Origin of the sequence: Pseudooceanicola endophyticus, from assembly GCF_018760365.1 — a bacterium.
Lineage (GTDB): Bacteria > Pseudomonadota > Alphaproteobacteria > Rhodobacterales > Rhodobacteraceae > Pseudooceanicola > Pseudooceanicola endophyticus.
The window spans coordinates 107,699-121,853 of record NZ_JAHIAB010000002.1 but is presented as its reverse complement, the minus strand read 5'-3'; the positions used below and the strand labels follow the sequence as shown (position 1 = coordinate 121,853).

Genomic DNA, 14,155 nt, shown 5'->3' with positions numbered 1-14,155 from the left:
ACCAGGGAGGCAGGCCGATGGCCTTTCTTGATGTCGAAAGCTCCCTCACCGGGCGGCGCTGGCTTGGCCCCGCCCCCGAGGTCGAGCGTCTTTCCGAAGCCCTTGTCCAGAGCGACCACATCCCGCTGCCCCTGGCGCGTGTGCTGGCGCGGCGCGGCGTGGCCGAAGGCGCGGTGGAGGAGTTCCTCTCGCCGCAACTGCGCCACCTGATGCCCGATCCGCGCAGCCTGCGCGACATGGAGACCGCCGCCGCGCGCTTCCTGACCGCCCTGCGGGAACGCCAGCGGATCGCGATCTTCGCCGATTACGATGTCGATGGCGGCTCTTCCGCCGCGCTGCTGATCGACTGGCTGGGCCGGATGGGCCGCGAGGCCACGCTCTACATTCCCGACAGGATCGACGAGGGCTACGGGCCGAACGTGCCCGCCATGCAGGCCCTTGGCCGCAAGCATGACCTGATCATCTGCGTCGATTGCGGCACGCTCTCTCATGAACCTGTCGCGGCGGCGGGCTGCGACGTGATGATCCTGGATCACCACCTGGGCGGCGAGACCCTGCCCGACTGCGTGGCCGTGGTGAACCCGAACCGCCAGGACGAGGATGGCGCGCTTGGCCATCTCTGCGCCGCCGGGGTGGTCTTCCTGATGCTGGTCGAGGCGAACCGCCAGATGCGCGAGGCCGGTGCGCAGGGCCCGGACCTGATTTCGCTGCTGGACCTGGTGGCCCTGGCGACCGTCGCCGACGTGGCCCCGCTGATCGGCGTCAACCGGGCGCTGGTGCGCCAGGGACTTAAGATCATGGCACGGCGCGAACGCCCCGGGCTGGTCGCCCTGTCGGACGTGGCGCGGCTGACCTCGGCCCCCGCCGCCTACCACCTGGGCTTCCTGCTGGGGCCACGCGTCAATGCCGGGGGCCGGATCGGCCAGGCGGACCTGGGCGCGCGCCTGCTGGCGACCCGCGATCCCGCCGAGGCCCAGGCCCTCGCCGACCGGCTGGACGAACTGAACACCGAACGCCGCGAGATCGAGGCCGCCGTGCGCGCCGCAGCCCTGGCCCAGGCGGAGGAGCGCGGACTGGACGCACCGCTGGTCTGGGCGGCAGGTGAAGGCTGGCACCCCGGCGTCGTCGGCATCGTCGCCTCGCGCCTGAAGGAGGCCACCAACCGCCCCGCCGTGGTGATCGGCTTCGACGGGGCCGAGGGCAAGGGCTCGGGGCGCTCGGTCTCGGGCGTGGATCTGGGGGCCTCGGTCCACAAGCTGGCCGCCGAGGGGCTGCTGGTGAAGGGCGGCGGCCACAAGATGGCCGCAGGTCTGACGGTCGAGCGGGACAAGCTGGACGCCGCCATGGCGCGGCTGTCGGAGCTGCTGGCGAAACAGGGCGCAGGAACGGCGGGTCCGGCGGACCTCAAGGTCGACGCGCTGCTGATGCCGGGCGCTGCGACGCCCGAGTTGATCGACCAGCTCGACCAGGCCGGACCCTATGGCGCTTCCGCCCCCGCGCCGCGCTTCGCCTTCCCCTCGCAAAGGCTGAGCTTCACCCGCCGGATCGGCGACAGCCACCTCAAGATCGCCTTCTCCGACGGCATGGGCGGACGGATCGAGGCGATCTGCTTCGGCGCCTTCGACGGCCCGCTGGGCCCGGCGCTCGACAATCACAACGGCCAGCCCTTCCACCTGGCGGGCCGTCTGGAGATCAATGAATGGAATGGGCGCAAGTCCGTTCAGCTGCGCCTGGAGGATGCCGCACCGGCAACCGAGAAGTGACTGTTTTTCAGGGACTTGCCCCGAAAATAGGAAAGTTGCAAAAAAATGTGCCGGGCGTGAAAAATCCTCTTGCGAAGTCTCGCGGGTTTCCATAGAACCCGCCTCACGCCAAGCGCGGCCCGTTCGTCTATCGGTTAGGACGCCAGGTTTTCAACCTGGAAAGAGGGGTTCGACTCCCCTACGGGCTGCCATGGCGTCGATTTCGCACTGCGAATGGCCCGTTCGTCTATCGGTTAGGACGCCAGGTTTTCAACCTGGAAAGAGGGGTTCGACTCCCCTACGGGCTGCCATCGCAGAAGAAATCACACAGCGCTGCGGCCCGTTCGTCTATCGGTTAGGACGCCAGGTTTTCAACCTGGAAAGAGGGGTTCGACTCCCCTACGGGCTGCCACTGCGCTTTCTCTTCAGCATTACAGAACTATCGCTGTCTGTCCTCAGCGGCCATTGATTTGGGGCTCCGCCCCCGTCTCCTTCGGAGCCTCCCCCGGGATATTTGCGGCCAGATGACAGGGAGCAGTGGCTCTTTATCATCTGGCCATAAATATCCCCGCCGGAGGCGGCCCCACGACCGGGGCCACACGACGGATCTCACTCCAACGTGATGGACCAGCCGAATTTCAGGGTTTCTCCGGGCGGCAGCAGAACACTGTCGGGACGCTCTGCCACTTCGGGGCCGGCGCCGGCCCTGGCCGCCATGCCATGCCAGGGCTCGATGCAGAGGAAGGGCGCGCCGGGCTTGGTCCAGATCCCGAGGTTGGGGGTGTTCTCGAAACTGAATTTCAGGCCGGGACCCTCCGCCGGGCCATAACGCAAGCCCGATCCCGCCCCCTCGGGGAAAATCATCGCATCGGCCTCGAAAAGGTCCGGCGTGACGCGCAGGCGCCCGGCCTCGAAGGGCGAAGGGTCGCGGGTTTCGGTCAGATAGCCGTCCCGAAGCCGAGCCAGCGCCGGCGCCGCGCCGTTGTCCAGGCAGATCTCGTGAGGCAGACCTTCTGCCCCAGGCAGCGGCCAGGCGAAGGCCGGGTGGAACCCCAGGCCGAAGGGCATCGGTCGGTCGCCCGTATTCGTGACGATGGCGGTCTCGCGCAGGGTTCGGCCTGAGACGTCGTGACGGACCTCAAGGCGGAAGGGCCGGGGATAAAGCGCCCGGGTTTCCGCACTGTCGGTCAGCACGTGGCGACAGAAGTCGGCGCCGACCTCCTCAAGGAGGAAGAGAGACCGGCGGGCAAAACCGTGCTGGCGCATGGCGGCGACGTGACCATCCACCGAGATCGTGTCATCGGGGCCGCGCCCGACGATGGGGAAAAGCACCGGGGCGCGTCCTCCCCAGAAGGTGGCATCCCCGTGCCAGAGCCATTGCGCGCCATCGGCTTCAAGGCTCTGAAGCTCTGCGCCAAGGGCGGAAACGGTGACGACAAGCGCGTCGCTTTCGATCTGGATGAGGTCGGCGGTCATGGCAGCTCCGGGATGGCGGGACGGCGGGCGCCCCTGTATCGCATATTAACCCTTTGATATTGTGACAGGGCCTTATGGGAAAGCCCTGTTGCCGCCGCGATGCCCCGGTCACTCGGGATTGCGCATCCGGCAGGCAGCTGATGCCCTTGCGCGCCCCGGGGCGGCTTGCCGGCGCCCCGAATGCTGACGCAAGATCACACAAGGGTGATCCCGCGTCGCGCATTTCTGCTTTCTTGACACAGCGCCAGCCCCGGGCGACCACCGGGCCAAACCTTTTCCCTGCGGCGCGCCAGAGCGCGTGCCCCGGGGCGACCTGTCCGAGGATTCCTTCGATGCAATCGACCGACATGCCCCCCGCGGCCGCCGCCCCGGGTGATGATGCCGCCCGCAACCGTCTGGTGATCGGGTTGCTGATGATCTCGACCTTCGCGGTCATCCTGAACGAGACGGTGATGGGCGTGGCCCTGCCCCGGCTGATGCATGACCTCGGGATCACCGCCAGCCAGGGCCAGTGGCTGACCACCGCCTTCCTGCTGACCATGGCCGTGGTGATCCCGATCACCGGTTTCCTGATCCAGGGCCAGAGCACGCGCTTCGTCTTCATCCTGGCGATGAGCCTGTTTTCCACCGGCACCCTGCTTTGTGCCCTGGCGCCGGGACTGGGGATGCTGATCCTGGGGCGCATCGTTCAGGCCTCGGGGACGGCGATCATGATGCCGCTGCTGATGACCACGGTGATGACCCTGGTGCCGCCGGAAAGCCGGGGCAAGACCATGGGCAACATCTCGATCGTGATCTCGGTCGCACCGGCGATCGGGCCGACGATCTCGGGGCTGGTGCTGGAGGTGCTGAGCTGGCGCTGGCTGTTCATCGTCATGCTGCCGGTGGGCCTGGCGGCGCTGAGCCTGGGTGCCGCGAAGATGGTCAATGTCACCACGCCGCGCAAGGTCCGGCTGGACCTGCTCTCGGTGCCGATGGCGGCGCTCGGGTTCGGCGGGCTGGTCTACGGTCTTTCCGCCATCGGCGAGGGGCATGGCAAGGGCGGTCCGCTGCCGCTCTGGCTGCCGCTGGCGGGGGCCGCCGTGGTGCTGGCGCTTTTCGTGGCGCGTCAGCTGATCCTGGCGCGGCAGGACCGGGCCCTGCTGGACCTGCGGACCTTCAGGGTAAAGGTCTTCACCGTCGCTGTGATCATGATGGGCCTCGCCATGATGGCGCTGTTCGGCATGATCATCCTGCTGCCGATCTACATGCAGACCGTGATGGGCCTGTCGACCCTGCACGCCGGCCTGCTGCTGCTGCCGGGCGGGCTGCTGATGGGGGTGATGTCGCCGCTGGTCGGTCGCCTCTTCGACCGCTTCGGCGCCCGCAAGCTGGTGATCCCCGGCGCCATCGCCGTCAGCATCGGGCTGTGGCTGATGACCCTGCTGGGCACGTCCTCGTCCATGTGGATGGTGCTGGCGGCGCATGTGATCTTCAGCTTCGGCCTGGCCTTCCTGTTCACCCCCCTCTTCACCTCGGGGCTGGGGTCGCTGCCGAAGGATCTTTATTCCCACGGCTCCGCGACTCTGGGCACCATCCAGCAGGTCGCCGGCGCCGCCGGGATCGCGCTCTTCGTGTCGGTGATGTCGATCCGTATCGGCCAGAGCATGGCCGAGGGCGCCCCGCTGACCGAGGCCACCGCCGACGGCCTGCACCTGGCGCTGACCTATGGCGCGGTGATTTCCCTTCTGATGATCGTGGCGGGCTTCTTCGTGCGCCGCCCGCCGGCCCAGCCGCCGGTCTGACTTTACCCGGCCTGATCCCCCCGGCCCGGTCATCGGGCCGGGCCTTCAGGAGGCCGACAGCAGCTCCAGCAGCGCCACCACCGCCCGCGAACGGTAGCGCTGCGGATGCACCAGCACCGAGAAATCCCGCCGCGGCGGCTCTGCCCAGGTGACGGGCCGCGCCTTCAGCCCCGGCACCGGCACGCGAGAGGACAGCAGGCTGGCATAGCCCCCCGCCGCCACCGCCGAGAGGATCGCCTCGTTCGATTCCAGGATCATCGCCACCGGCAGATCCGCCACCGACAGCCCCAGCTGCGCCAGATGCGCCTCCTGCACCGCGCGGGTGCCCGAACCCGGCTCGCGCAGCAGCCAGTCCTGCGCCAGGTAATCCCGCGCGCTGACCGGTCCCGTCGCCAGCGGATGATCGGGGGCGGTGACCAGCACCAGCTCGTCCCGGGCGACGACCCTTGTGGTCAGATCGCCCTGCGCCACGGCGCCCTCGACGATGCCCAGATCGGCGCGCCCCTCCTGCACCGCCTCGGCGACCTGCGCCGAATTGCCCAGCCGCAGCGTGATCTCCACCCCCGGGTGGCGGGCATGCAGCGCCACCAGTCTGGAGGGCAGCCAGTAAGAGCCCGCCGTCTGGCTGGCCATCAGCCGCAACCGCCCGCCGGCCTCTCCGGCGAGGTCGCGCAGCACCAGCTCGGCGGTTTCGGCCTGCGCCTCCAGCGCCCGGGCGGTGTCAAGGAAACGCCGCCCGGCCTCCGTCAGCTCGATCCTGCGACCGACCCGGTCGAACAGCCGCAGCCCGTGGCGGGTCTCAAGCGCGCGCAGCGCGGAGGAGACGGCGGATTGCGTCATGTTCAGCGCCTCGGCGGCGCGGGTGACATGCTGGCGCTCGGCCACGGCCAGGAAGATGCGGATCTGATCGAGGGTCATGACCCATTCATTAATAAAACCGAACGATATGAGCAAATGAATCCGTTGGATTGATGAATGGAGGGGCGCGATGCTGGCCGGGTTCCCAGCCCGGAGATCCCGCCATGTCCCATGCCCCCGTTTTGCCCCGCCCCGCCGACCTGCCCCGCCTGCTGCCGGGGCTGGCGCTGTCGTCCGGGATCGCGCTGCTGGCGCTCGGGCTGCGCCATCTGGTCGGCTGGGGCGCGCTCAGCCCGCTGATCCTGGCGCTGGTGATGGGGATTGCGCTGCGCAGCGTGATCGGGCCGCGCCCGGCGCTGCTGCCCGGCACCGGCTTCGCCGTGCGCCCGGTGCTGCGCGGCGCCATCGTGCTGCTGGGTTTCCAGATGACCCTGGGCCAGCTGGTCGCCGTGGGGCCACGCGGCGCCGTCGTGATCCTCGCCTGCCTGCTGGGCACCTTCACCGTCACGAAACTGGCTGCCCGCGCCCTTGGGGTCGAACCGAAGCTGGCCGAGCTGATCGCCGCCGGCACCTCGGTCTGCGGCGCCTCCGCCGTGCTGGCCTGCAACTCCGTCACTCGCGGCGGGGATGAGGACGTGGCCTATGCCATTGCGGTCGTTGCGGTTTTCGGAACCCTCTCGATGCTGGGCTTTCCGCTGATCGCCGGTGCGGCAGGGCTGAGCCCCCAGCAGTTCGGCCTCTGGTCCGGCGCCTCGATCCACGAGGTCGCGCAGGTCGTCGGCACCGCCTTCAGCCAGGGCCCCGAGGCCGGCCAGACCGCCACCGTCGCCAAGCTGGCCCGCGTCATGATGCTGGCGCCGCTGATCCTGGCCCTGGGCCAGATGCGGCGCGGGCGCGGCGGCGCGGGGCGCGCCCCGACGCCCTGGTTCGCCTTCGGCTTTCTGGGCGCGGTGGGGCTGAATTCCGTCCTGCCGCTGGGCGAGGCGCTGCGCGGCGACATCGCCTTCGTCTCTTCCGCGATGATGTCGCTGGCCATGGCCGCCATGGGGCTTGAGACCGACCTGCGGCGCCTCCACGCCAGGGGGCTGCGCCCGCTCGCGCTTGGCGCCTTCGGCTGGCTCTTCATCTCGGGGCTGGGGCTGGCGCTGGTGCTGCTGCCCGGCCTCAGCGGGACGTGAGGCCGCGGCCCTCGACATTCCCGCGCTTTGCCCCGACAACCGGCGCAGATGCTTCCAGCCTCCGGACCGCCATGACCGCCTTTCGCCAGATCGCAGGGGCCAGCCTGCTGAGCCTTGCCGCCCTTGCCACCCCCGCCCTCGCCGCCACCGACGACCAGTGGCATTACGAGGGGACGGTCTTTGCCGACCGTGACTCCGCCGACGACATTGCCGGCGCCGGCGAAGTCGAGACCCGGCTTCAGACCCGGCTGGGCGCCGGCATTGCCGCCAGCCGCAGCTTTTCCACCGGCAGCGCCCGCACCGACCTGAGCTTCGGCCTCTCGCACGAGGCCTATCCCGATCACGACCGCAACAGCCGCACCTATCTGGATGCCGAAGCCGAAACCGTCCAGCCGCTGGCGCTTGGCGTGCTGAGCCAGCTGCGCTACGGGCTGGAGCTGCGCGAGGCACTGGATGGCGATGCGGCGGAACAGATCTACAGCCGGGCACGGGTCTTTGGCGCGCTGCGCTTCACCCCGGCGCCGCGCAACATCCTGCAACTGCGCCTGCGGCTGGGCTACCGCAACCAGGACGAGGGCAACACCTTCCAGGGCTACGACCAGTCCGAAGTGCTGCTGGACGGGATGTACCTGTGGGCCGCACCGGACAAGCATCGCCGTCTGGCCGTTACCAGCTGGTACGAGGGGCGCACCGCCGATTACGACCGCTTCAGCTATGACGAGGCCGGGCTGCGGCTGGTCGGCCGCCAGGACCTGAGCGAGACGCTGCAACTGGTGGGGTGGCTGGGCGGCTACGCGCGCGACTACCGCGACGGGGGCCGCGAGGACCGGCGCCTGACCAGCGCCATCGGGATCGAGACCGGGCTGAGCGATCACAGCACGCTGGAGCTTTACACCGGCTGGGAACGCAACAATTCCACCTATGCGGACAAGGCCTTCGAGGGGGCTCTGGCCGGCGCCCGCCTGACGGTCACGTTCTGAGAAAGGGGTCGCGGGGGCTCAGAACAGCCCCTGCTCCTTGGCGATCATCGCCGCCTGGGTCCGGTTCGCCGCACCGATCTTGCGGTAAAGCGTCTTGACGTGCAGCTTGATCGTCGGCTCGCGCAGATCCAGATCCCGGGCGATTTCCTTGTTGGACTTGCCCTGGGTCAGCCCCTCCAGCACCTGCATCTCGCGTAGGGACAGCGCCTCGGCCAGCGGATGGCTGGCGGCGGCTTCTTCCTCGGCGGCGCGCATGAAGTCGAGCGGCGCGTATTGCTCTCCCATCGCCATGAAGCGGATCGCGTTGACCAGGGATTTCGCCGGCAGGGTCTTGGGCAGGAAGCCGGCGGCGCCGGCGGCCAGCGCCTCTTCGGCGACCTCGCGGGTCGCGGTGCCCGAGATCAGCGCGACACGGCGGGCATTGGCCATCTCCATGATGGTGCGCAGCCCCTCAAGGCCATTCATCCCGGGCATCGAGAAGTCCAGCAGCACGAGGTCGTAGGGCGCCTCCGCCCCCTCGACCAGCGCCCTTGCACCGTCCAGATCTGCTGCGGTGTCGATCTCGAAATCGGCTTCGTTGCTGATGTAGAGGTTCAGCGTGTCGCGCAGAAGTTCGTGATCATCCGCGATCAGGATTCTCATCACTTGCCCCGATGTTGGTTCGGCAAAGCCCATGAGGGCAGAAATCGAGCTTAACATGACGACGGTTCCCACTGACACCCTTTTTCGACCGGATTAGCCACGCAAGGTGGCTAATGCCGCCTTACTGGACGCCAATGATCACTGGGAAAAGGCGTTCCGGGGAAGCGCGCATCGGGTCAGATCGTCACATCCAAACGGATAGGGCGTACACGCAAAACGTGTTCCGCACCCCGGAACAGTCGCAACTGCCGCGAATATATGCAAACCGGAAGATGCATTTGCGGCAGGGCTGCAACAGGAGGATATATCCTGCAAACTTCTCGTTGCCGCGACCGGGTTTACGACATTTCTGCATTGACGGGGCGCACACGATCCGGAACCTTCGAAAGATGCGTCGTCATCGGAACCCGACATTCGGACCGTGCGTCGTTTTTGGGGAGATGATCAGGTAAATTGCGTCGGGACAAGGGCTTGCGCCACGTACCTGACATGAGGGCTGCCGGAGGGACCCGGCAGCTTCCTGAACAAAATGGGCGCCGCAATTTCGGCGCCGGGACAGATTTTGGCCGCGCGCCTATCCCGTCGGATAGGCGCGGACACCCGGATGATCCCGGGACAGGAGGGGACACATATGTCATATGCAAGGGCATCCGGTTCTGGTGTATTAAAAGAGAGAGCAATCGACATGAGCCTTGCCACCATGCGCCTCTTCCGCCCCATCGCCCTGCTTGCCGCACTGGCCTTCGCCGTGCCGCTGAGCGCCGCGGCCGCGGATCTGCCGCAACCCTCGGGCAAGGTCATGCTGACGATTTCCGGCAAGATCGAGCACACCAACGTCGACGGCACCGCGCAGTTCGATCTGGACATGCTCAAGGCGATGCACCCGATCACCGTGAAAACCTCGACGATCTGGACCGACGGCACCCAGACCTTCACCGGCGTCCGCCTTCACGACCTGATGGAAGCCGTCGGCGCCGATGCCGACACGCTGGATGCCACCGCGATCAACGATTATGCCGTGCAGATTCCCTCCGATGACTGGGGCGAGGACGGCGCCATCGTCGCCTATGAACAGAACGGCAAGCCGATGTCGGTCCGCGACAAGGGGCCGCTCTGGGTGATCTACCCGTTCGATCAGGACAAGAAATTCCAGACCGAAGTGACCTATTCGCGGTCGATCTGGCAACTCGACCGGATCATCGTCGGCAAGTGAGCAGGCCCCTCTCCGCATGACGGATTCACCGCCTTTCGATCTTGATACGCAGCCGATGCGGCGGCGGACCCGGGCACGCGCCGGGTTCGCCGTTGCCGCGCTTGTGTGCTGCGTGGCACTGGTCATCGGGATGGCCTTTCTCCTCCTGAAGGAGATCGACCAGCTGAACGAGGCGGATTCCGACAATCTGCAATGGGGCCTGTCGCAGGCCGACGTGGAATTCCTGCGCTTCCACCTGGCGCTGGAACAGGCCCGGGCCGATCACGCGCTGCTCGACGACATGCGCCAGCGCTTCGACATCTTCTACAGCCGCATGGCGACGCTGTCGCGCGGCGACGTCTACGTGGGAATGCGCACCGCGCCCGGGTTCGAGCAGACCCAGTCGCTGATCATGGACTTCCTGAACGAGACGGTGCCCCTGATCGACGGCCCCGACCCCGATCTGATCAAGGCCCTGCCCCATCTGGCCGAGGAGGCCGACAAGGTCGGCGAGACGGTGCGCGCCATGTCGCTCTCGGGGCTGATCGCCTTCGCCGAGATCTCCGACGACAAGCGCGAGGGGCTGGTGCATACGCTCTTCGGCGGCGCCGCCGTGCTGGCGATGGTCTTTGCCGGGCTGGTGCTGCTGTCCTACGCGCTCTACCACCTCTTCCAGCTGGCCGAGCAGCGCGCCCGCGACCTGCGCGAGGCCGGCGAACGCACGCGCACCATTGTCGCCACCTCTCCGGATGCGATCGTGGTGATCGACGATGCCGGCACGATCCGCGAATTCAACCCCGCCGCCCAGGCGATCTTCGGCTATTCGCGGAACGAGGCGCGCTATCGCAATGCGATCAGCCTGATGTTCCCGCGCGAGGATGCCGCCAAGCTGCGCGCCGGCAAGCTGCACTTCTTCGAGGACGCCAGCTATTCCGAAGACTACGAGCAGCGCTTCGAGATCACCGCGATCGACCGCAACTGGCGCCGCTTCCCGGCGGAATTCTCGGTCGCGCGCGCCGAGGCCGGCCCGCTGCTGATCGTCTACGTGCGCGACATCTCGCGCCGCAAGTCCTCCGAGAACGCGCTGAAGGATGCCCGCGACAAGGCCCTGGCCGGCGAACGCGCCAAGGCCGAGTTCCTGGCGGTGATGAGCCACGAGATGCGCACGCCGCTGAACGGCATGTTGGGCTCCATGCAGCTGATGCATGACCAGCAGCTCAACGACAAGCAGAACGCCCTGCTGGAGCGGATGGAATATTCCGGCAACCAGTTGCTGAACCTCGTCAACGACGTGCTGGAACTGTCGAAGTTCGAGGCTGGCAAGGTCACCGCCGAACACCGCCCCCTCTCGGTTGCGGAGCTGCTGGAGGGCGTGGTGGAAACCACCTCTCCGCTGGCCGCCGCCAATGGCAACGTGCTGCGCTGGTCCTGGCTGGGCAGTCCCCAGGACCACGTGATCGGCGATCAGCGCCGGATCCGCCAAATTCTGCTGAACCTGGTGGGCAATGCCGTCAAGTTCACCCGCGACGGCCATGTCGACATCGAGGTCGAGAAGCTGGGCGACGGCAAGGGCCTGGAATTCCGCGTCATCGACAGCGGCATCGGCATTTCCGCCGAGGACCAGGAACGGATCTTCCAGGACTTCGAGACCCTCGACAGCTCCTATGCGCGCCAGGCCGGCGGCACCGGGCTGGGGCTTGGCATCTCGCGCCGGCTGACCCAGATGATGGGCGGCGAGATCGGCGTCGAAAGCGAGCCCGGCGAAGGCAGCCTGTTCTGGCTGCGCCTGCCACTGGTCTTCGCTGCCGGCGCCGTCAACCGCCCCGATGCGGCGGCCCTGCCGCTTCCGGTCAAGATGCGTCCGCTGAACCTGCTGCTGGTCGAGGACAACGAGATCAACCGCTTCGTCGCCCGCGAGATGCTGGAAAAGGAAGGCCACACCGTCTCGGAGGCGGTGAACGGCGCCGCCGGGGTCGAGCTGGCCGAGGCCGAGGATTTCGACGTCATCCTGATGGATATCTCCATGCCGGTGATGGACGGCCCCGAGGCCACGCGGCGCATTCGCGCCAGCTCCGGCGCCTCGGCGCGCCGCCCGATCATCGCCGTGACCGCCCATGCCCTCCCCGAGGAGATCGCCCGCTTCCGCGAGGCCGGCATGGACCGCGCCATTTCCAAGCCCATCGACCGCAAGGCCCTGCTGGCCGCGCTGGCCGAGGTGACCGGTCAGGCCGCCCCCACGCCCGAAGCCCCCGTGCTGGTGCCCGAACCCGGCACCGGGCCGGCGGGACGGGCGCAGCTTCTGGACGAAGAGCGCCTGGGCATCCTGTGGTCCGGCCTGCCCCCGGTGGAACGCGGCAAGCTGATGCAGCGCTTCCTGGCCGAGATGGACAGCGTGATCCCCTCGATCGCGCAAAGCGATCCCGACGCCGAGGACGGCCCCGCCGGACCACCGGCCCACGACCTGCTGATCGCCCGGGTGCACCAGTGCGCCGGCAACTGCGGCACCTTCGGCCTGATGGGCCTGCGCGAGGCGCTCGCCCAGATCGAGACTGCGGGCAAGCGCGGCGACCCGATCAACCGGGTGGAACTCGTGGCGCTGATCACGCTCTGGCAGCGCTCGCGTCAGGCGCTGACCACCTGGCTGGCCGCCCAGCAGGCCGATACCGAGGATACCGGTATTCCGACCTCCTGACGGGGCCTCCTTTTCGGGCCTTCTGACCGACCGGGCCTTCCTTCCGATCCTGCTGCGGGCGGCCCTTTCAGGCGCCGGTGCGCCGTGATCCTTGGCCCGTGATGGCGGCGGTGCCTCGCCCGACACCCCCACCCGACAACCCCAGGAAGATGTCCGGACAGGCGGCATCCCCGTCGGTAGATCCCGCCCCATCCGAAAGGATAGGTCGCCAACCCGTTGTGCCCGGCGCCTGTCCACGCGCGAACGGGCCTCGTGACGGGTGGCTTGCTACAGATGAGGGACCGGACCCAGCAGGGCCCCGGGCTCACTCACGGAGCAACCGCCATGACCTGGACTGCCTTCAAGTCGCTTAAAGAGTACGCCTCCCGCCGGATGTGCGGCGGTGCGGCGCAGAGTATCGTTCGACACCTGTCCCTGGTCATGGCGGCCCTTTCCGGCCTGGTGCTGCTGCACGTCGCGCCGCAGGCCGCCCCCCTTGCGTTCGCCCTTGCCGCTGCGGCAGGCCTGGCCGCCCTTGCCCGCCCGCAGCCCCTGCCGGCGCGGGTCGCCGTGCGGTCCGGTCGGGCCTCTGACCGCCAAGGGCGAAAGGCCCGCTGACATGCCCCGCTTCACGGTCGTCATTCCCTGCCAGAACGCCGAGGCGACGCTGGGCGACATGCTCGACAGCCTGGTCGGCCAGAGCTTCGAGAACTGGAATGCCCTTGTCATCGACGACGGCTCCTGGGACGGCACGCGCTGCGTCGCCTGGGACTATGCGGCGCGCGACCGCCGCATCGGGCTGGCCGGCAGCCATAACCGCGGCATGGCGACCGCGCTGAACCTGGCGCGCAACCTCGCCAACGGAGAGCTGCTGGCCTTCTGTCTGCCGCAGGACATCTGGGCCCCGCACAAGCTGGCGCGCATGGACGTCCTGTTCCGCGATCCTGCCGTCGATGCCGCGTTCGGGCGGGTCGGCGTGCTGGGTGGTCTGGGCACGCTCAGCGCCCCGCTTCCCGCCGGGGACCGTGGTGTGCAGCTGCTGAGCCTTCCGCAGCTTCTCGATGCGCCGGTCAACCCGGTGGTCACGCTGTCGAACCTGACGCTGCGCCGGGGCCTGTTCCAGGACAGCGGCGGCTTCGACGAGACGCTGCGCCAGCAGGCCGATCTGGAATACCTCGTGCGCCTCGTGGCTGCGGGACACCGGATCCACGGGCTGGAGGACGTGCTGGTCCACATCCGCCCGGAACCGACGCCCCCGGGCGAGGACCTGGAGGCGCTGCACCGGGGCCGCCAGGCCGCGCTGCGCATCGCCCGGGACCACGGCTACCGCCCCGCCCGCAAGCGCGAGGCCGCGCTGCTCTGCGCGCTGGCCGACAAGGCGCTGCACAGCGATACCCCGGCGCTTCAGGCCCTGCGCCTGGCGCTCAGCGGCCTGCTGACCAGCCCCAAGGGTTTCCTGCCCGCCGGCGGGCCGACCCTGGCGGCGGCCCTGCTGGCCCCGCTCATGCCCCGCCGCCTGAGACGCGCGCTCTTCGCCCATTGATCCCCGGCCAGGTGATCCCCAGCCCCCCCGTTTTCCGGTCACCGTCCCCTGCGGGGGCCGTTCCGCCCCCGGTCCCGCCGCCAGAAAGG

General features: G+C 68.3%; 11 protein-coding genes and 3 tRNA genes. 11 read left to right on the top strand and 3 right to left on the bottom strand.

Annotated features, from left to right (window positions below; genetic code table 11):
• Nucleotides 1-17: 17 nt before the first annotated feature.
• From recJ to KM176_RS04155, 4 genes are all read left to right on the top strand, one after another.
• A complete protein-coding gene (recJ, locus tag KM176_RS04170; protein WP_160895359.1) occupies nt 18-1,763 on the top strand; it encodes a single-stranded-DNA-specific exonuclease RecJ in 1,746 nt (581 codons plus the stop codon).
• Between the two features lie 116 nt (nt 1,764-1,879).
• Nucleotides 1,880-1,954: transfer RNA gene (locus tag KM176_RS04165), tRNA-Glu, on the top strand.
• 24 nt (nt 1,955-1,978) lie between these two features.
• Nucleotides 1,979-2,053 (top strand) — tRNA-Glu (locus KM176_RS04160).
• Nucleotides 2,054-2,079: 26 nt separating this feature from the next.
• Nucleotides 2,080-2,154 (top strand) — tRNA-Glu (locus tag KM176_RS04155).
• A gap of 197 nt (nt 2,155-2,351) precedes the next feature.
• Here the strand turns inward: KM176_RS04155 and KM176_RS04150 are convergent.
• The gene (locus KM176_RS04150; protein ID WP_160895358.1) at nt 2,352-3,218 is read right to left on the bottom strand and encodes an aldose 1-epimerase family protein; all 867 of its coding nucleotides are present in this window, start codon (nt 3,216-3,218) and stop codon (nt 2,352-2,354) included.
• 332 nt (nt 3,219-3,550) lie between these two features.
• On the opposite strand from KM176_RS04150, the gene KM176_RS04145 reads away from it, so the two are divergent.
• On the top strand, nt 3,551-5,002 hold the full coding sequence (locus tag KM176_RS04145) for an MDR family MFS transporter (protein WP_160895357.1): 1,452 nt from the start codon (nt 3,551-3,553) through the stop codon (nt 5,000-5,002).
• Nucleotides 5,003-5,047: 45 nt separating this feature from the next.
• Here the strand turns inward: KM176_RS04145 and KM176_RS04140 are convergent, their stop codons facing one another.
• The gene (locus KM176_RS04140; RefSeq protein WP_160895356.1) at nt 5,048-5,920 is read right to left on the bottom strand and encodes a LysR family transcriptional regulator; all 873 of its coding nucleotides are present in this window, start codon (nt 5,918-5,920) and stop codon (nt 5,048-5,050) included.
• A gap of 104 nt (nt 5,921-6,024) precedes the next feature.
• On the opposite strand from KM176_RS04140, the gene KM176_RS04135 reads away from it, so the two are divergent.
• On the top strand, nt 6,025-7,038 hold the full coding sequence (locus KM176_RS04135) for a YeiH family protein (RefSeq protein WP_160895355.1): 1,014 nt from the start codon (nt 6,025-6,027) through the stop codon (nt 7,036-7,038).
• A gap of 71 nt (nt 7,039-7,109) precedes the next feature.
• On the top strand, nt 7,110-8,018 hold the full coding sequence (locus KM176_RS04130; protein WP_160895354.1) for a hypothetical protein: 909 nt from the start codon (nt 7,110-7,112) through the stop codon (nt 8,016-8,018).
• A gap of 18 nt (nt 8,019-8,036) precedes the next feature.
• Here the strand turns inward: KM176_RS04130 and KM176_RS04125 are convergent, their stop codons facing one another.
• A complete protein-coding gene (locus KM176_RS04125; RefSeq protein WP_160895353.1) occupies nt 8,037-8,660 on the bottom strand; it encodes a response regulator transcription factor in 624 nt (207 codons plus the stop codon).
• Nucleotides 8,661-9,345: 685 nt separating this feature from the next.
• Here KM176_RS04125 and KM176_RS04120 point away from each other — a divergent pair.
• The 4 genes from KM176_RS04120 to KM176_RS04105 all read left to right on the top strand — a co-directional run bounded on the left by KM176_RS04120 (nt 9,346) and on the right by KM176_RS04105 (nt 14,066).
• Entirely contained in the window at nt 9,346-9,873 is a 528-nt protein-coding gene (locus KM176_RS04120) for a molybdopterin-dependent oxidoreductase (RefSeq protein ID WP_160895352.1), read from the top strand.
• 130 nt (nt 9,874-10,003) lie between these two features.
• Nucleotides 10,004-12,544, top strand: a complete 2,541-nt coding sequence (locus tag KM176_RS04115) for a hybrid sensor histidine kinase/response regulator (RefSeq protein ID WP_160895351.1) — start codon at nt 10,004-10,006, stop codon at nt 12,542-12,544.
• 324 nt (nt 12,545-12,868) lie between these two features.
• On the top strand, nt 12,869-13,141 hold the full coding sequence (locus KM176_RS04110) for a hypothetical protein (RefSeq protein ID WP_160895350.1): 273 nt from the start codon (nt 12,869-12,871) through the stop codon (nt 13,139-13,141).
• A 1-nt stretch (nt 13,142) separates the two neighbouring features.
• Nucleotides 13,143-14,066, top strand: a complete 924-nt coding sequence (locus KM176_RS04105; protein ID WP_160895349.1) for a glycosyltransferase family 2 protein — start codon at nt 13,143-13,145, stop codon at nt 14,064-14,066.
• Nucleotides 14,067-14,155 lie beyond the last annotated feature (89 nt).